The organism is Microcystis sp. LE19-84.1B, from assembly GCF_027531875.1.
Classification (GTDB): domain Bacteria; phylum Cyanobacteriota; class Cyanobacteriia; order Cyanobacteriales; family Microcystaceae; genus Microcystis; species Microcystis panniformis.
Window position 1 is genome coordinate 1 of the sequence record NZ_JAPZSR010000335.1, and the last position, 17,010, is coordinate 17,010.

16 protein-coding genes and 2 pseudogenes are annotated in these 17,010 nt (G+C 43.3%); 10 read left to right on the forward strand and 8 right to left on the reverse strand.

Annotated elements, in window-relative coordinates:
• Positions 1–129: 129 nt before the first annotated feature.
• The 3 genes and pseudogenes from O9324_RS19110 to O9324_RS19120 all read left to right on the forward strand — a co-directional run.
• Positions 130–540: pseudogene (locus O9324_RS19110) on the forward strand (cyanobactin maturation protease PatG family protein); the annotation flags it as partial.
• 128 nt (positions 541–668) lie between these two features.
• Entirely contained in the window at positions 669–878 is a 210-nt protein-coding gene (locus O9324_RS19115) for a cyanobactin biosynthesis system PatB/AcyB/McaB family protein (RefSeq protein ID WP_287630202.1), read from the forward strand.
• Positions 879–924: 46 nt separating this feature from the next.
• Complete coding sequence (locus O9324_RS19120; RefSeq protein ID WP_002771632.1) at positions 925–1,152, forward strand: cyanobactin biosynthesis PatC/TenC/TruC family protein; 228 nt, start codon at positions 925–927, stop codon at positions 1,150–1,152.
• Between the two features lie 10 nt (positions 1,153–1,162).
• On the opposite strand, the gene O9324_RS19125 is transcribed toward O9324_RS19120, so the two are convergent.
• The gene (locus O9324_RS19125) at positions 1,163–1,954 is read right to left on the reverse strand and encodes a Uma2 family endonuclease (protein WP_287630201.1); all 792 of its coding nucleotides are present in this window, start codon (positions 1,952–1,954) and stop codon (positions 1,163–1,165) included.
• A gap of 67 nt (positions 1,955–2,021) precedes the next feature.
• Between O9324_RS19125 and O9324_RS19130 the strand changes: the two genes are divergently transcribed.
• Positions 2,022–4,091 (forward strand): S8 family peptidase, encoded by a 2,070-nt coding sequence (locus O9324_RS19130; protein ID WP_288141033.1) that lies wholly within the window; start codon positions 2,022–2,024, stop codon positions 4,089–4,091.
• 852 nt (positions 4,092–4,943) lie between these two features.
• Positions 4,944–5,543 carry a ribosome hibernation-promoting factor, HPF/YfiA family gene (gene hpf / locus O9324_RS19135; RefSeq protein ID WP_002762757.1) on the forward strand — a complete coding sequence of 200 codons (600 nt, stop codon included), beginning with the start codon at positions 4,944–4,946 and terminating at the stop codon, positions 5,541–5,543.
• A 58-nt stretch (positions 5,544–5,601) separates the two neighbouring features.
• Here hpf and O9324_RS19140 read toward each other — a convergent pair whose 3' ends face one another.
• Positions 5,602–6,012, reverse strand: coding sequence for an Hsp20/alpha crystallin family protein (locus O9324_RS19140; protein ID WP_002771640.1), 411 nt, complete (start codon positions 6,010–6,012; stop codon positions 5,602–5,604).
• A gap of 320 nt (positions 6,013–6,332) precedes the next feature.
• On the reverse strand, positions 6,333–6,974 hold the full coding sequence (locus tag O9324_RS19145; RefSeq protein ID WP_004161225.1) for an L-threonylcarbamoyladenylate synthase: 642 nt from the start codon (positions 6,972–6,974) through the stop codon (positions 6,333–6,335).
• Here O9324_RS19145 and larC point away from each other — a divergent pair.
• Complete coding sequence (larC, locus tag O9324_RS19150) at positions 6,951–8,207, forward strand: nickel pincer cofactor biosynthesis protein LarC (protein WP_288141034.1); 1,257 nt, start codon at positions 6,951–6,953, stop codon at positions 8,205–8,207. The two genes, O9324_RS19145 and larC, sit on opposite strands and share 24 nt — an antisense overlap.
• Before the next feature lie 148 nt (positions 8,208–8,355).
• On the opposite strand, the gene O9324_RS19155 is transcribed toward larC, so the two are convergent.
• Both O9324_RS19155 and O9324_RS19160 read right to left on the reverse strand, forming a co-directional pair.
• Complete coding sequence (locus tag O9324_RS19155) at positions 8,356–8,808, reverse strand: DUF29 domain-containing protein (RefSeq protein WP_288141035.1); 453 nt, start codon at positions 8,806–8,808, stop codon at positions 8,356–8,358.
• Positions 8,809–9,020: 212 nt separating this feature from the next.
• Positions 9,021–9,187, reverse strand: a pseudogene (locus O9324_RS19160) (helix-turn-helix domain-containing protein); the annotation flags it as partial.
• Between the two features lie 111 nt (positions 9,188–9,298).
• Between O9324_RS19160 and O9324_RS19165 the strand changes: the two are divergent.
• From O9324_RS19165 to O9324_RS19175, 3 genes are all read left to right on the forward strand, one after another.
• Positions 9,299–10,408 (forward strand): DUF262 domain-containing protein, encoded by a 1,110-nt coding sequence (locus tag O9324_RS19165; RefSeq protein WP_288141036.1) that lies wholly within the window; start codon positions 9,299–9,301, stop codon positions 10,406–10,408.
• On the forward strand, positions 10,398–10,898 hold the full coding sequence (locus tag O9324_RS19170) for a HEPN domain-containing protein (protein ID WP_288141037.1): 501 nt from the start codon (positions 10,398–10,400) through the stop codon (positions 10,896–10,898). The genes O9324_RS19165 and O9324_RS19170 overlap by 11 nt, the downstream gene beginning before the upstream one ends.
• A gap of 125 nt (positions 10,899–11,023) precedes the next feature.
• A complete protein-coding gene (locus O9324_RS19175; protein WP_002762767.1) occupies positions 11,024–11,440 on the forward strand; it encodes a RidA family protein in 417 nt (138 codons plus the stop codon).
• A 40-nt stretch (positions 11,441–11,480) separates the two neighbouring features.
• Here the strand turns inward: O9324_RS19175 and O9324_RS19180 are convergent, their stop codons facing one another.
• From O9324_RS19180 to O9324_RS19190, 3 genes are all read right to left on the reverse strand, one after another.
• A complete protein-coding gene (locus tag O9324_RS19180) occupies positions 11,481–13,361 on the reverse strand; it encodes a DNA-directed RNA polymerase subunit gamma (RefSeq protein WP_079205989.1) in 1,881 nt (626 codons plus the stop codon).
• Positions 13,362–13,507: 146 nt separating this feature from the next.
• Positions 13,508–15,019: a WD40 repeat domain-containing protein gene (locus O9324_RS19185; RefSeq protein WP_288141038.1), complete on the reverse strand. Its 1,512-nt coding sequence runs from the start codon at positions 15,017–15,019 to the stop codon at positions 13,508–13,510.
• A gap of 42 nt (positions 15,020–15,061) precedes the next feature.
• Positions 15,062–16,642: a photosystem II high light acclimation radical SAM protein gene (locus O9324_RS19190; protein WP_288141039.1), complete on the reverse strand. Its 1,581-nt coding sequence runs from the start codon at positions 16,640–16,642 to the stop codon at positions 15,062–15,064.
• Between the two features lie 55 nt (positions 16,643–16,697).
• Between O9324_RS19190 and O9324_RS19195 the strand changes: the two genes are divergently transcribed.
• Positions 16,698–16,823, forward strand: a complete 126-nt coding sequence (locus O9324_RS19195) for a hypothetical protein (RefSeq protein ID WP_287108984.1) — start codon at positions 16,698–16,700, stop codon at positions 16,821–16,823.
• Positions 16,824–17,010 lie beyond the last annotated feature (187 nt).

The window sequence follows — 17,010 nt, forward strand, 5'->3', positions numbered from 1 at the left end:
CATAATACAGTGAGTTCTTTTCTTCTTCCGTGAATTCTAGGTTAATCATGTTTTTAATGAGTGCTTTGCTTCTAATTATGACTCTTAAACTATATTATTGTCCTTGAGTAAAAAATGCAAGTTGCAGCCGTGCAAAGTATAGTCAGTGCGGCAATAGAAGCCGTTGGTGCAGAACAAACAGAAGCCCAAGAAAGCCAAATGCGCCGTACTTTGAGTAGTTTCCTCAACCGCATCTACTACGATTTACGCAATTTAGGGCAAACTTCCCAAGACCGCGCCCTCAATTTTGCCGCGACTAACGCTTTCCAAGCAGCGCAAACTTTTTCTGAGGCTGTGGGTGCAGGGATGGAACTCGATAGTATTAATGTTTCTAAGAGTCCTTTTTGTCGGCTGGATAGCGATTGCTGGGACGTACAGTTAAAATTCTTTGACCCAGAAAATAGCCGCCGCGCTCGTAAAATCTTCCGGTTTACAATAGATGTGAGTGACTTAATTCCTGTTACTTTGGGCGAAGTGCGTTCCTGGTCTTCTCCTTATTAGTCCTCTCCCCTGCGCTGACTTCTGACTTCAAGTACGGGGGAAGCATTCGGATAGGAAATCTAAGGTTTCAGCGATAGGTTATGCCAGAATGCTTCGCCTCTACCCCCATTATTTACCCGAAAACAACCATGAGACTTCCCAAACAATCTGCTCCCGTCAAACGTCCCCATTTTATTCATCCCCATGAATGCGTCGATATTATTCACGGTGATGGGGAAGATTTAGTAGCTATCCTGATGAAGTTAGTTCATGGAGCTAACTACAATGATACGGCTCAGTTTCAATATCCTCACTATGGCTATCTGAAAATGTCCTCTTTTGGCGGTTTTCGTTATTAGTATCGACTTCTAAAACCTAGTAAAAAACACTGGAGGAAATCAAACAATGGCTAGTAAACCTAAAGGTGCGCCAGAATCAACACCCGCTGCTGCGAATGTTGACCAACCAACCACAGAAAAACCCAAGATTGAGCAACCAGAAACAACTCAACCTAAAGCTAAATATATTCCCGCCACTGGTTTAGAAGATTACGGACGTTGGAAATTGATGTTCCAAGACCGCAAAGCGAATCCCAATGATCCGCCTTTTCGCCGCGGTCGCATCTGGTGTTAGACACCTTCCCTTAATCTTCAGGTTCTATCCCCAAGGCCCTTAACTGTTCCGCTAGGCGATCGGCTCGTTGTCGTTCCTGTTCGGCTCGTTGTCGTTCCTGTTGAGTAGATTCCTGGGAAGTTAACAACAAGTTACCTTCCGCATCCCACCAGCGAAGCCAGGGAAAGAACTGATTTTGGTATTCCCCTTGCCAAATTCCTAACTCTACCTTTAAAGGAACAATGGGATAATGACCGCGCTGATTAGGAGTCATTTTTTGGTAACGACCATTAACTAACTGGTACATCTCGATCTGGGCCTTGTTAACTTCATAAATTCCATAAAAAGGAATTTGAATCGCTCGCTCATAGACCCAAAATTTACCCTTAACAGGCGTTTTATCCCGTTCTTCTTCACCATTACCAGAGACAAATTCTAAGGCAATAACCGGTTCAATGGTTTCTTTCCACATCACAAAAGAACGGCGAACTTGACCATCAATAGTCGTGGGGACATGGGGAACATAAAACCAATCGGGAGCAACAGCACCCTTTTCTAGGGATTCTGGATACTCTGGCAATCGCCAATAAATCCCACAATCTCGACCCAGACAGTAATTACCGTCAGGATGTAATTGCTCTAAAAGGGGTGTAATAGTATCCGTTAAAAGGTCTGCTTGGGGAGGTTCTTGATAGTTTTTCACAAAACTTCCATCTTGATCGGGGAGTTGGGTGTGGTCGGGTAAATGGGAAGCGCAATACACCGTGGTCGAAGGTTCCTGAATTGTGGTTGAGGATTGTACCGTTTGGGTCATTGAACTCATCTTTAATTCCCCTATTTTTGTTATCTAGCTTTTATTCTATAACTGTTCTTGAAAACCTGCAAAAACTATGCCTGATCTCAATGCTATCCCCGGAATGACCGCTCTTCGCTCCCAGACAAAAGGCGATCCACGCATCAAAATCGCCGTTCTTGATGGACCAATTGATTTAGACCGCGCCTGTTTCCAATCAGCAAATATTACCCGACTTGATCCCTATTGGTCGGAAGAATTTCCCATCGATCCGCAACACTTACAAGCCTTTTTAGATGTAGAAAAAAGTGGCAAAAGTGATGAAGAAAAAGAGGCTCTGCTGAAAGAAGCAATCCCCGATGAAAACATCCTCGACAGTTTGCATTTGCGCTTCCATGCTAACCATATTATCAGCACTATTTGTGGACAGCCAGATTCACCAGTAGAAGGGATTGCTCCTAACGCTACTGTAATTAATATTCCCATCGCCTATAGCAACGATGATTTTATTAATCCTCTCAATCTTTCCCGCGCAATTAGTACCGCGATTGAACAGGGAGTGAATATTATTCATTGTGCGGCTTGTCATCCAACTCAAAGCGGATTAGCTCACGAATTTATTGATAAAGCAATTCGTCAGGCTCAAGCTAATAATATCCTGGTGATTGCTCCCGGAGGTAATGATAAAGGAGAGTGTTGGTGCGTTCCCGCGGTATTAGAAAATGTCCTGACGGTGGGAGCGATGAAAGATACGGGAGAGCCATTTAAATTTAGTAATTTTGGCGGTAAATATGCAACTCAAGGGATTCTCGCTCCAGGCGAAAATATTTTAGGCGCTCAACCCGCAACCGATGACCCCATCCGTAAAAAAGGGACTAGCTGTGCCGCTCCCATTGTGACAGGAACAGCCGCTTTATTGATGAGTTTACAATTAGAACAGGGTTTATCTCCTGATGCTGAAGCAGTAAGGGCCGCTTTGATTAATAGTGCCATCCCTTGCGATCCTAAGGAAGTAGAAGAACCGGAACGCTGTTTATTAGGAAAAATCAATATTGCGGGTGCTTATGAACTCTTGACAGGTGAACCTTTAAAAGAAGTAGAGAAGCAGGGGAAAGAGGAAACAGCGGAGAAAGAAGCAGGGGAACAATTGCCGGTTACTCTAGTATCCCCCCAAAGTCCTGTAATTACAGCGATTTCTAACTTAAATAATCTTGAAAATGGGATGATTCCTAGTAATGTTACTGAAAATTCAACTTCAGTAACTATTAGCGAAAAGCAACAAATATCTAACACTATTGTTCCTAGTAATATTACTCCTAGTCAACGTTCAAACCTCGTTTATGTGTTAGGAACTTTAGGTTATGATTTCGGCACAGAAGTGCGTCGGGACACCTTTAAACAATTAATGCCAAGCATCACAATAGATAATCTTGAATTACCATCCAATCCCTACGATGCACGGCAAATGGTAGATTATTTAGAAAGTAATTTATCAGAAACTAAGTCTTTAATTTGGACAGTCAATTTAGAACTAACTCCCATCTATGCAATTAAACCCGTGGGAGCTTTTGCCGCCGAGATTTATCAAGTCATGCAATATATGTTAGCGGGTCAAATATTGCCAGAAGCAGACGAAGATTATGTGGAAAGAGTGAGTATCCCCGGTCTTCTTACTGAAGAAACCGTGAGACTTTTTTCCGGTCAAATTGTTCCGGTAATCAAGGTTAATAGTCCGCGAGGAATGTATGGCTGGAAAGTTAATACTTTGATTGAATCAGCTATAGAAACTGTTCGCACGGAACATGAAATCGCCGATGAAGCGAGGATGCGGCGTTCTCTAACCAGTTTCTTAAATCGCATTTATTATGACTTACGCAACGTCGGACAAATCGCCCGCGATCGCGCCTTAAATTTTGCCGCTACTAACGCCTTTCAAGCGGTACAAACCTTCTCCCAAGCAGTAGCAATGGGAATGGAATTACACAGTATTGAAGTGGAAAAAAGCCCCTTTTGTCGCTACGGGAGTGAATGCTGGGATGTGAAATTAAAATTCTTTGATCCCGAAAATGGTCTGCGCGCTAAACGAGTTTTTCGCTTTACTATTGATGTCAGCGATCGCACCCCTGTAACCTTAGGAGAAGTGCGTTCTTGGGCTGTTTCTAAGTGAGGTTTTAGCTTAGGATCAACTTACCAATATTGAAAAAAGCAATAAGCGATCGCTCTTAACTGTGCTGGAAATTTGTCAAGATTAAATTTAACAAACTTAACATCTGAGTCAGATGAACGTAGAACGTAGGTTGGGTTGAAGCATGAAACCCAACGCCTGCTCATGTTACGCTACCGCTAACCCATCCTACAAATAATTGTGCCTCCCTACTTAAATTTAACAAACTTAACATCTGAGTCAGCAGCGAGAGTGTAAGTCGGGATTAGCAATTCTCGCCGGCACTAGCGATCGCTGTTGCCCCGAGAGCAGCGGGAGTAATTGCCCGAATTTTTAGCCCACAGAGACGAGGTATTTTTTGAGCATTCATTGCGAAATTTGTCAAATTATTTAAGAAATGTGAAGGAGCGCAAAGGAAAATTAAAAGAAGGGAAGATATAGATGTTGGGGAGAATACTAAGTGCTAATCTAGGGTTATCCCATCTATTCCGAGGTTAACCGTCCCACAGGAGAAACAATCACCGGATTCCCTTGCTGGCGGCGAAAATCGGTTTCTTTAAATAAAAGTTAACAGAACTTCGCACTTCTGTTAAGAAAAGGTTTACAGAAACTTGTTAGAATAGAGGTAGATAAATCCAGTTGCAAATAGGCGCTCGACCCGATGAATTTTCCGCGCGATCCGACAAAAAAAAGAGAACGAGAACACCGACAATATCTAGACTGTGACCTCTAATTGACTTTCACTCAACAGCGCGATCGAGCAGTTTTTTGAGGATTAAATTCCTAGCATCAACACCCCTTAAAAATAGTTGATGTGGGCAGTCCATAGCAAAATTTTTAGATGGAGTAGTGAGTATGAAGCTATTGATTCAGGGCAATAATATCGCTGTCACCGAACCTATTCATGATTATGTGGAACAAAAGCTGGAGAAAGCGGTGAAACATTTTAACGGCATAACCACAAAAGTCGATGTTCACCTCTCCGTGGAAAAGAATGCGCGCATTCCCGATCGCCACAAGGCAGAAGTAACGGTTTATGCTAATGGAACAGTGATTCGCGCTCAAGAAGGAAGCGAAAATTTGTACGCAAGTATTGATTTAGTTTCTGATAAAATCGCTCGTCAACTCCGCAAGTATAAAGAAAGACTGGTGGATCATCGCACCCACGCTACCGTTAAAACTAGCGAGGTGGTGCAAGAGAAACCCTTAGATGATAACCTAATTGGCGATCGCACTCCCGAATTACCTGCGGAAGTAGTGCGGATGAAATACTTTGCCATGCCACCGATGACTATTGAGGAAGCACTAACACAATTGCAATTAGTCGATCACGATTTCTATATGTTCTGCAACAAAGACACGAACGAAATCAATGTTATCTATCAACGCAATCACGGCGGTTTTGGTGTTATTCAACCCCGTCCCGTCAACCTAAATGGCAAAGAATCCAATTAACAGTTAGCGACTACAAATAAAACAAAAGACTGGAGAAATTCTCCAGTCTTTTTCTCATCTAACCAAGATTAACTTTAACCACTTTATTTTTTTCTGCCACCGCTTTCGGGAGGGTGAGATAAAGAATACCGTCTTGATAGTTAGCGGTAACTTGGCTATTTTGCACCTCCACTGGTAGGGTAATCAAGCGACTAAATTTACCATAATAAAACTCGCTGTTTTCTACCTCGGCAGGGCATTCACGTTGCCCGTTAATAGCCACCATTTGCTTGCTAACCTCCACATCGATATCTTTAATATCCATGCCGGGTAATTCGATTTTTAATTCCACGGAATCCTCGTTAACAGAGATTTCCACCGGGGGACGAGACACCAAGGAAGTTGTCGGTAATACTTCTTGAAAAAGTTGATCGATTTGACGTTGAACAGAATTAATTTCGAGGAAGGGAGAATAAAGAGTGAAAGCCATAGTAATAATTTCCTTGAGAGGTTTTCTCTGACTGCGATTACCTCTATCTTAAGCAACTAACTTGACTTCCACAAGGCGGTTTTCAGGAAATAAAAAGTCGCAATAACCGATACAGTTATCAGTTATCAGTTATCAGTTATCAGTGGCAAGTGGGAAGTTGTGGGGTGTGGAGTGTGGGGTGTGGGGTGTGACCCCCCCAACCCCCCCGACATCGGGGGGGCAGGGGAGGTGGGGAGAATAAATAAAAATAATCTCCTATCGACCGTCTCCTGTCTCCTATCGACCGTCTCCTGTCTCCTATCTCCTGACGACCGCCTTCGTTAAAACCATTGTTGTAATTCTGGCCAACCCAAACCCTGACGCACGATATCCGGTTGATCGCCGGTAAAATCAACAATGGTTGACACTTCCGAACCGGGAGCCGAACCATCTTCGATAATTAAATCAACGATATGATCGAGGGCATCGAATAACCTAGCGGTTTCTAACCCCTTGGTGGGAAAATCCCCCTCCTGATCGGGAAGATGAGCAGAACTAGAGATAATGGGATTTTCTAGGGTTTCGAGAATAGTGCGACAGATAACGTGATCGGGAACCCGGATACCAGTGGTTTTCCGCTTCGGATTCATCACCACTTTCGGCACTAATTTAGTCGCCGGTAAGAGAAAAGTGTAGGGACCGGGTATAACTCGTCGCATAATTTTATAAGCATAATCGCTGACCACTGCGTACTCGGAAATATTCGACAAAGAAGAACAGAGAAACGTCAAGGGTTTATCATTAGATAGTTGCTTGATTTGGCGAACTCGTTCGACGGCGGATTTCACATTGAGATCGCAACCGATCGCATAGACGGTATCGGTAGGATAAAGCATAATTGCCCCATTTTTCAGGGCATGACAGATTTCTTGGATAGAACGTTGTTGGGGATTTTCCGGATGGAGAGAGTAAATAGTAGCCATGATAGCAAAATCGTCGCCTATTGGGATTGTCCCGCGGGAATCGCCGGGGATATGTGTTTAGGGGCATTAGTAGATTTAGGAGTCCCCTTAGAATACCTGATTGCACAACTAAAAACTTTAGGAATCGAGGAGGAATATCAATTAAGGGCCGAAAAAGTGCATCGTCGCGGTCAAATTGCCACTAAGATTCACGTCGATGTCACTGCCGAGAAGTCCGCTGATCACCACCACCATCACCATCATACCCCCGCTCGCCATTTACCGGAGATTGAAAATTTAATTAAACAAGCAAATTTACCCCAGAAAGTCCAAGAATGGAGTGTAGCGGTTTTTCAACAACTTGCGATCGCAGAAGGGGCTGTTCACGGGATCGCACCGGAAAAAGTGCATTTTCACGAAGTCGGGGCAACCGATGCCATTATCGATATCGTCGGGACTTGTTTGGGTTTGGATTGGCTATCGGTGAGTGAATTATACTGTTCTTCTCTACCCACCGGCGGCGGTACAGTTCAGGCCGCCCATGGTCGTTTACCGGTTCCTGTGCCAGCAGTAGTACAATTGTTCAGCCAGCGACAAGTACCAATTTATAGTAATGGCATCGAAGCGGAGTTAGTAACACCCACGGGGGCAGCTATTGTGACAACTTTAGCTAAAAGTTTCGGTAAACCGCCGAAAATGCAGTTAGAAAAGGTCGGTTTAGGAGCAGGGACAAAAGATTTACCGATTCCCAATCTTGTCCGACTTTGGTTAGGGAAAAAAGAATCAGAAAAGCTAGATGAAAGCGAAACTGTGGCAGTTTTAGAAACTCAAATTGATGACTTAAATCCGCAAGCGATCGCCTACTTAAGCGAGGCTTTATTACAAGTGGGTGCCTTGGATGTATTTAGTCAAGCAATTACTATGAAAAAATCTCGTTTGGGGATACTTTTGACAGTAATTTGTGCCTTGGATAAAATTGCTATTTGTGAAAATATGATCTTTCAGGAAACCACAACTTTAGGTATTAGAAGGACAATTCAAGAGCGATCGATCTTAAAAAGAGAGATACAATCGATCGATACTGTCTATGGCCAAATTCGGCTAAAAGTTGCCTACAAAGAGTCAATTAATCAACCGATTACCGTACAACCAGAATACGAAGATTGTGCCGCAATTGCCCGTCAGCATCATCTACCTTGGCGATTTGTTCATCAAATGGCCTTAGCTGTTTGGCAAGAAAAAAATCAGTCTTGACAGCAGGGCAATTTTATCATAAAACTGGTATATCCATTTTTCAAAAGAACGTAGGTTGGGTTGAAGCATGAAACCCAACGCCCGCTCATGTTACGCTACCGTTAACCCATCCTACAAATAATTGTACCTCCCTACTTATATCCATTTTTCAAAAGCTATTTTCAGGAAAATAATCCCAATTTAAAACCTGTTCTTGACTAAAAGGACAATCAACTGGGAAAGTTTCTTTTGGTAAATTAGTTTCATTTACCGTCCCTCGCACTGCTTTTTGATAACATTCAGCGAAAATATCGGCTAAATAGGGTTTTAAGCTGGGACTATCCCTAAAAATAAGCTCTAATTGTTCTCTTTGCTCATCAATGGTATTTATCCAGCTATTAGTCGGTTTTTCTGGTTGATATTGCCATTTAAGTAAGTGCATCAAGAGAACTTTTAAACGACTGAATACCTCCCGTCTATTATTACGTCCTATATCGGATATTTCTTCGATTAAGTTATCTAAATCGAGGGCTGCTAAATTGCACTTTTTTAAGTGATTTACGGTTTTCTCAATCCACAAATTAAAATCAGTTTCATAAAGCTGAGATAATTGATTTTTCATGTTGAAAATATCCCATTTAGAAGTCGGTGGTAACGCACCACTCTCTTAACTATAACCGCTGACGGGGAGGTAAGTAGTCGGACATAAGTTTTCGCTGCTGTATAAAGTTTTGTAAATAGGGTAGAAGGCTGTATGCAGCAGCGAAAACCGGCTATTTTACATTCCTTAACATAGTGTTGTTTATTTATGTCCGACTACTTACCAATTTTCAGTAGATAGCATCCGAGGGAACCTTGATTCCTTCTTAATTCTCGCTTTAGTCGTGCTTTGATGACATCCCAGCTGCCATTTGCCGTTGAGATAAATTTCCCTCTTGACCAAGTTGGTAGAGCAAGTTTCTTTGTTCTATGTTAAGATATTGGAGGCTTCGTTTTTGGATCTGATTTGTTGTTGTATTGATCAGACAGTACCTGATAATCCTTTTTCTGTCAACTCTTAAGGAGTCGTGCGTTTCATTTTTGAATTGGCAATATTAGGAGGGATAAAAATTATGGTTAATTATCTCACTCAAGAAGAGAAATTACTAGCAGCCGAAGAAGAAAAGTATCTAGAGGAAGAAGATGATGTGGATTTTCCTCCTATAGATATTATTGCTTACAATGAGCAGCGTTCCTGCTCTGATCTAGTTAGAATGTATCAAAAAAAACAATTGGTTATCGATCCAGATTTTCAAAGAGATGTGGTGTGGACTGATCCACAACAAACTCGTTTTATTGATAGTTTAATGAAACAGTTACCGATTCCTAGTATGTGTATTAGTCTTGACTATAAGACAGATAAACGCTATATCATCGATGGATTACAACGAATTAGTACCATCGTCAAATTTTTAACTACTGAAGATTGGAAGCTATCAAAATTACCCGATGTAGATTCGTCTATTTCTGGAAAAACAGTTGAGGAAATAAAAACTCAGCATGAAGAATTATATGAACGCGTAGAAAATATGACTATTCCCATCACCATGATTCGCTACGACTCCAGCAAAAAAGCTCATAATAATTATATTTTTACCATTTTCCATCGCTTAAATACCGGTGGAGTAAAACTTAACAATCAGGAGATCAGAAATTGTATCTATAATGGCAAGTTTAATAGTTTTTTAAAAGAATGCGCTCAATATGAAAACTGGCTTTTGCTGATGGATCTAAAGCAGCAAAAAGCATCTCGATTTGAAGATGAAGAATTAGTGCTTCGTTTCTTTGCTTTTTATGATGAATACCACAACTACAAGGGGAAATTGACCAGATTTTTAAATGATTATATGTATAAACATAGATTTGCTCAAGAAAATTTTATCCAATCTAAAGATAGATTATTTAAGCAAACTGTTGACTTAATTTATGATAAAATTTACACAGGAGAACCAATCAAAACCAGTAAAGTTATTACAGAAGGAATTCTTTTAGGAGTTGCCAAGAATTTAGATACTTTAGTCAATCTCTCCAATGATGAATTACAAGACAAGTATTCTAGATTAATAAAATCTGAACCATTTTTGACTAAAAATTTAGCTAGTGGTATTTATCAAAAAGATAAGGCTTTAGAGAGAATTAATACATCTATCAAAATTTTTTCATCTACTGGTAATGATTACTAAAAGTTATTTATTCAAGACGTTAAACAGGCTTGATAGACTCTATAATGAATCTAGAACTGATGATAAAAAAATTTTTTATTCTAAACTAGCTCTAATAGAATTATGTGGCTGGATCGAGGAAACTATGGATGATATAGTTTTAAGATGTGCTAAACGATGCTTAAAGTCCCCAGCTAACCAAAAATTCATCGATAAGACTATTAGTGGTACTCATAGTTTTGAATATGAAGCTTTTAGAAAAATGTTGATGATAGTTATTGGTTTAGCAACATTAGAAAAAATTGAAAAAAAGTTAGAAAAAACTGATAAAATTAGTGCTTTAAAAGGTGATCTTGTTAATCTAAAGAAAAGTCGCAATCGAGCGGCTCATAGTCATACTACAGGTACTTTGAGAACCTATGACGCTCCTTCTAAAACTAAACATGATTTTGATAGAATATATGCTTTGTTAACAGAGTTAGATGCAGAATTGCAGCGTCATAAGTGTTGACTTATTTCTCGTACAATCGCTTTTAGCGCACCTTCGACAAAGACAATCAGTCAAAATTAAATCCCCTAACCGGCGAAAATTAACTGCAAGCGATCGAAAAACTGGGAAAATATTCAATTGATTCAATGTCATCTTTTTTAACTATCCTGCCCATGAATAATCAGGTCATCCGTACTGATAAAGCTCCGGCCCCTGTGGGTCCCTATAATCAAGCGATCGCCGCTCCTGGTCCTTTTCTCTTTGTTGCGGGACAAATTCCCCTAGATCCCGTCACGGGTGAAATCGTCTCCGGGGAAATTAGCGCCCAAACCGAACAAGTTATGGCCAATCTGGAGGGCATTTTAACCGCTGCCGGGGCTAATTGGTCAAATGTGGTGAAAACCACCGTCTTTCTCTCGGATTTAGCCAATTTCGGGGCGATGAATCAAGTTTATGCCCGTTATTTCCCCCCGGAAACTGCCCCGGCCCGGGCCTGTGTGGAGGTGGCCCGTCTTCCCAAAGATGTGCTAGTGGAAATAGAATGTATTGCCGCTTTAGCCTAAAAATTAAGGTGGGCAATGCCCACCCTAAGCGAATCTCTCTCTAGACCACTAAAGCTTCTAGGATCGTCTTATTATAGATAATTCGCCCTACAGTAGTACGCACATACTGGGAAATTATCTGACCATCCTTCTCGCGGGTTTTGCGCTCCCGATAATATTTCCAGATGCTGCCATCGGGGAGAGTTTCCGTTTCCAGGACTTCCTCATCGGGTTTATTGGTTTTCACCTTTTCTCCGACGGGTAAACGCAACCACACAGAAGCGTGTAGATCCACCAATCCCTGATCAAAAGCGCGAATAGCGTCATCCATGCTGGCGAAATAACGACCCCCACCCTTTTGGGCCTTGGGATTTTCGGCCGTGAGATAATAACAACCCAAAACCATATCCTGAGAAGGGGCAACAATCGGGCGACCGGTCGCCGGTGAGAGAATATTATGACAAGCTAACATCAACAATCGCGCTTCCGATTGTGCTTCCAGGGAGAGGGGAATATGTACGGCCATTTGGTCCCCGTCAAAGTCAGCGTTAAAAGCGGGACAGACGAGGGGATGTAACTGAATCGCCCGGCCCTCCACCAATATCGGTTCAAACGCTTGAATGCCCAAACGGTGCAGGGTAGGAGCGCGGTTTAACATCACCGGGTGTCCCGTGATCACTTCATCCAAGACGTGCCAAACATTGGCATCCCCCCGTTGGATCATTTTCTTGGCTGCCTTGATATTATTGACGATGCCTAATTTAATTAAACGATGGATAACGAAGGGTTGGAACAATTCGATCGCCATTTCCCGGGGTAAACCGCATTGATAGATCTTCAATTTCGGACCAACAACGATAACCGAACGTCCCGAATAGTCAACCCGTTTACCGAGGAGATTTTGACGGAAACGCCCCTGTTTACCCTCGATAATATCCGATAAAGACTTCAGGGCGCGATTATTGGCCCCCACCACCGTGCGACCGCGACGACCGTTATCAATTAAAGCATCGACGGCCTCCTGTAACATCCGTTTTTCGTTGCGGACGATAATTTCGGGGGCGAGAATTTCTTGCAGACGGGATAAACGGTTATTGCGGTTAATCACCCGACGGTAGAGATCGTTCAGGTCAGAGGTGGCAAAACGGCCGCCGTCCAACTGCACCATGGGGCGTAAATCGGGTGGAATCACGGGAATTACGCTTAAAACCATCCATTCTGCCTGAGAACCCGTGGCGATAAAGTTATCGATTACCCGGAGACGTTTAATTAATTTTGCCCGTTTTTGCCCCTTACTTTCGACAATTTCCGTCCGCAGTCTTTCCGCTTCTTCTTCCAGGTTAATTTCCTGTAAGAGTCTTTGGATAGCCTCGGCCCCGATACCCACTTCAATGCCGACTAATTCCGAATCCTCCGCGTAGATTTCTTCTTCGATCTCTAACCATTGATCTTCGCTGAGGAGTTGTTTATAACTAAGATTGCCCGCGTTACCCGGATCGAGAACCACATAGGCATTAAAATAGACGATCTGCTCCACGTCCCGCAGGGGCATATCGAGCAGGATACTGAGATAACTGGGAATACCTTTGAGATACCAAACGTGGGTGACGGGGGCGGCTAATTTGATAAAACCCATGCGATGACGACGTACCCGCGACTCGGTGACTTCTACCCCGCAACGTTCACAGACAATTCCCCGGTGACGGACGCGTTTGTATTTACCGCACCAACATTCCCAGTCCTTGGAGGGGCCAAAAATTTTCTCGCAGAATAACCCATCCATTTCCGGTTTAAGAGTCCGATAGTTGATCGTTTCTGGTTTGGTTACTTCTCCGACGACTTGACCGTTAGGTAGGGTTCTTTCTCCCCATTGCCGAATTCTCTCGGGGGACGCTAAACCGATTTTGACGTAATCAAATCTTTGATCTGTTGGAGTCTTCATTCTGAATTTTTTACTATGGGTAATGATCTGGGTTGACAACTATTGGGCAGAAACGACAGTTAACTCAGTCACTTTTTCTTCGGGTCAAACTGGCCCGACCGAGTCCGGGACATTACATTATACAATTTTTCTAGTTCGATCGACCATTAAGTGATATTTTCCCAGATGGTGATGCTGCCGTCGGCCGCCGCCGCCGCTAGGTGGCAATAATCGGGGCTGAGAACTAAACTGGAAATTGGCGATGATCGCTCATTGGTGGCGCTGAGAGTTGCGATCGCCTGTTGATAATTAGCTAACCAGATTTTAATCTCTCCGTCGGTTCCCCCCGTAAATAACCATTGACCCTCCTCTCCGAATACCAAGCTTGTCACCTGACCATTATGGGCATTGATCACCCGAATTGGCGCAAAATGACCGCTTTTCTCTCGATCGTATTGCCAGATTTTCACCGTACCATCCACACAACCGGCGGCAATAATCTGACCATCGGCAGCGATCGCAAGACTCTGCACCGAAGAAACGTTACCTGATAAGACGGCGATTTTTTCTCCCGATCCTAATTGCCAGAGGGTGACAGTGCCATCACCTCCAGCTGCGGCGATAAAATCTTGATTAGGAGCCACTGCTAGGGCATAAATTGCCCCCAGACTGTCATAGGAACTAAATTCTTCGGTTTCCTGCTCTAAATTCCACTGTTTTAGGGTTTGATCGTAACTACCACTAACCAAAAAATGCCAACGGGGGGCAAAATCTAGGCCGTGAATCGAACCGAGATGACCGAGGAAAATTTGATTTAATTCCAGATTACTGGCATCGCTGGCTAAAGTCCATAATTTAACGGTTTGATCGAATCCTCCCGTCGCTAGATGATAATCGCCGTTTCCGGTGACTGCTAGGGCTAAAATGCCCTGATCATGAGCTTCCACCGTATTAATCAGGGTTCCTCTCGCAAAATCCCAGATTTTTAGGGTACGATCCCAACTAACGCTAATTAAAAACCGTTGATCCTCGGTAATTGCGATCGCTGTGATCATTTCCCGATGGGCGGCCAGACGGCGATAATAGTGCCAATGGGGGATATCGACGGGGGGGGGAGTAGGAGTTAAATTAAGGGCAGGTAGGGTGATTTGTGGCTCATTTTCCGCTTTTGTGGCGGTAATATCCGCCGATTCTTCGTTAATCGGCAAAATCTCTCTGTGTAAGCGACCGTAGGATTTTTCCAGATGTTCGATGCGTTCCAGCAGCGCGTTACGGTTGATGTATTGAATAATTTGATTGTAGGACTGTTCGAGGGCGAGAATATTCTCCTCTAATTCTGCGACCGCACGGGCGTTATCGCTGGCCACCGCGGGACTGAGGGACTGTATTTGTGCTGATAAAGCTTCTTTTTCTTCTTCCCACTGATCCTGTAAATGACCGGTCATTTCAGTTAAGCGTTGACGTTGTAGGGTTCTTTCTCGGAGACGATTGAGAATATTCAACCCGAAAGTCACTACTAGGAGGAACAAAGGCAAAAACCCCGCACCCATGGCGATAAGGGTAAGCAGGGTTAATACTAGGGCGATATATTCCGCTAATTCTAGCCAATGGGGGCGATGGTCGGTCATTTTGCAGTTACCAGTAAAGGAATTTTGATCATCTCCTGATTTCAGACTCATGGTAACGCTAATTGCTGCCTTGGGATTGACTAAAATTAATTTTTAAGCAGGAGTTAAGACTTTTTCCTTAGTTTCTATCGGTGCGGTTAAAGCGGATTCTAAATCGGCTTTCCCTAGTCTTGCTTCCAAAATTTTCAGCACTTCCCGTCCAAAATCATCGGGATTTTGTCGCCATGCTTGCAGACAAACTTCGCCAAAGAATGACCCCAAAGGTTCAGGATTCCAGAGCAGTTTTTTGGCTGTCCAGGGCATTAAACTCATGGGATCATAGTCGGGTTTAAGAATTTCTTTTTTGAGGGCGTATTCTTCTAGATGGGTGTGGGGTTGTAGTCCGATAAAAAAGATGGCTGGTTCCACTTTATCGACTCCAAAAATATTTTCTAATTCCCGATGATAGGCGATAGTTTGACGAATAGTTTCTAGGGTTTCATCAATAACATTAAAGGAATAATTTACCGAAACCAGATCATTAAAACCCGCCGCTTTTAAGTCCCGACAATTTTGCAGAACTGTCCGCAAATTATAGCCCATCCGCATTTTGCGGACTAATTCCTGAGAACCACTGGTGATACCAATTTCAAAGTAGTTCATGCCTGTTTTTACCATTAAATCGCACAGTTTCGGGGTGAGATTATCGGCACGAATATAGGCAGCCCAACGGATATCTTTCATCCCAGCATCGAGGATTTTTTCTAATAGTTCTTCTACATCGTCGATAAATTTTCTGGCGGGGATAAATTGGGCATCGGTAAACCAGAAATTGCGAATGCCGCGGTCGTATAATTGGCGCATTTCCTTAACTACTTCATCGGCAGGATTAATGCGTACTTGTTTCCCTTCGACGACGGTATAGATGCAGTAGCAGCAGTTATGGGGACAGCCGCGCTTGGTTTGTACCCCGATATAAAAGTCGTTTTCTTGGAAATAGTAGGAAAATTCCGGCCAAATACTGGCGATGTAGTCGTAGTTACAAGCGGATTTTTCTAAGGGGGTGGGGGATTCGTGGATTAAACGCGGCCGGGGTGTGGTTTCTCCGACGACATAACAACGTTCATCGCTAAAGTCCCGGCCGGAGAGGAATTTTTCTAGCAGGGTTTCCCCTTCTCCCACTGATACAATTGTTCCTGTGGGCAGTTTGGTTTTTAGTTGTTCGTAGAAAACACTGACGGCACCACCCCCGACGATAACTCGCGCTTCGGGATGGTATTTTCTGGCCCGCTGCAACCCGCGGCGAATTAGTCCCTGATTGCGCCATAATTCGCCGTAGTAGGCAGTTGTCACCTTTAAACCTCCTAAAGCACCGCGCAGCTTGATTAGGGGGTTTTTAGCGTAGTAAAATTCAAAGGCGTTTTGCAGGGGATTACCACCGCGACCACCGACGGGAGCATATATTTGAATATCCCGCCAGGAGAATACTAGCAGGGTGGGCCGAAATTCGTCAACACAGCGATCGAGTGCCTGGTTAAAGTCTAAGGGGGGGACGGTGCCAAGGTCAAAGATTTTTTGTTCGATGTCGGGGAAGAGTTTATGAACGTGGTCGGAAAGGTAAACCACACCGATGGGGAAAATGGGGTTACAGGGGAGTCTAACGTAGAGGATGCGTTGTGCTTGCGGTTGAGTCATGAGATTTCTGAAGGGGATGGAGACGCATTCTGAGTAATCTTAATATAACTTAACTTTGTCCGGCTTGTCTGGCAGTTATCAGTTATCAGTTATCAGTTATCAGTCATCAGTCATCAGTTATCAGTTATCAGTTATCAGTTATCAGTTATCAGTTATCAGATGTGAGTTTTCAGTTCACTGATTACTGTTTACTGAGTCACTGAAAAGCTTTCTGTGCGTTACTCAAGGGATTTAGTATTACTTCGGATTTTATGACTCAATCCAAGCTTTTGGGGGGTTCTACCCCCCAAACCCCCCGTTGGGGGCGTGGCGCCGCCCCCAAACCCCCCGCGCATTAGTTTTTCGGTGGGATGCTTACACGCAGCCGC

What these genes read in the sequence shown, in the direction of transcription:
- O9324_RS19165 (WP_288141036.1), top strand. Translation starts at nt 9,299, where the DNA reads ATGGTTAATTATCTCACTCAAGAAGAGAAATTACTAGCAGCCGAAGAA.
- O9324_RS19185 (WP_288141038.1), bottom strand. Translation starts at nt 15,019, where the DNA reads ATGAGTCTGAAATCAGGAGATGATCAAAATTCCTTTACTGGTAACTGC.
- O9324_RS19170 (WP_288141037.1), top strand. Translation starts at nt 10,398, where the DNA reads ATGATTACTAAAAGTTATTTATTCAAGACGTTAAACAGGCTTGATAGA.
- hpf (WP_002762757.1), top strand. Translation starts at nt 4,944, where the DNA reads ATGAAGCTATTGATTCAGGGCAATAATATCGCTGTCACCGAACCTATT.
- O9324_RS19115 (WP_287630202.1), top strand. Translation starts at nt 669, where the DNA reads ATGAGACTTCCCAAACAATCTGCTCCCGTCAAACGTCCCCATTTTATT.
- O9324_RS19175 (WP_002762767.1), top strand. Translation starts at nt 11,024, where the DNA reads ATGTCATCTTTTTTAACTATCCTGCCCATGAATAATCAGGTCATCCGT.
- O9324_RS19140 (WP_002771640.1), bottom strand. Translation starts at nt 6,012, where the DNA reads ATGGCTTTCACTCTTTATTCTCCCTTCCTCGAAATTAATTCTGTTCAA.
- O9324_RS19155 (WP_288141035.1), bottom strand. Translation starts at nt 8,808, where the DNA reads ATGAAAAATCAATTATCTCAGCTTTATGAAACTGATTTTAATTTGTGG.
- O9324_RS19125 (WP_287630201.1), bottom strand. Translation starts at nt 1,954, where the DNA reads ATGAGTTCAATGACCCAAACGGTACAATCCTCAACCACAATTCAGGAA.
- larC (WP_288141034.1), top strand. Translation starts at nt 6,951, where the DNA reads ATGGAGAGAGTAAATAGTAGCCATGATAGCAAAATCGTCGCCTATTGG.
- O9324_RS19130 (WP_288141033.1), top strand. Translation starts at nt 2,022, where the DNA reads ATGCCTGATCTCAATGCTATCCCCGGAATGACCGCTCTTCGCTCCCAG.
- O9324_RS19190 (WP_288141039.1), bottom strand. Translation starts at nt 16,642, where the DNA reads ATGACTCAACCGCAAGCACAACGCATCCTCTACGTTAGACTCCCCTGT.
- O9324_RS19120 (WP_002771632.1), top strand. Translation starts at nt 925, where the DNA reads ATGGCTAGTAAACCTAAAGGTGCGCCAGAATCAACACCCGCTGCTGCG.
- O9324_RS19145 (WP_004161225.1), bottom strand. Translation starts at nt 6,974, where the DNA reads ATGGCTACTATTTACTCTCTCCATCCGGAAAATCCCCAACAACGTTCT.
- O9324_RS19180 (WP_079205989.1), bottom strand. Translation starts at nt 13,361, where the DNA reads ATGAAGACTCCAACAGATCAAAGATTTGATTACGTCAAAATCGGTTTA.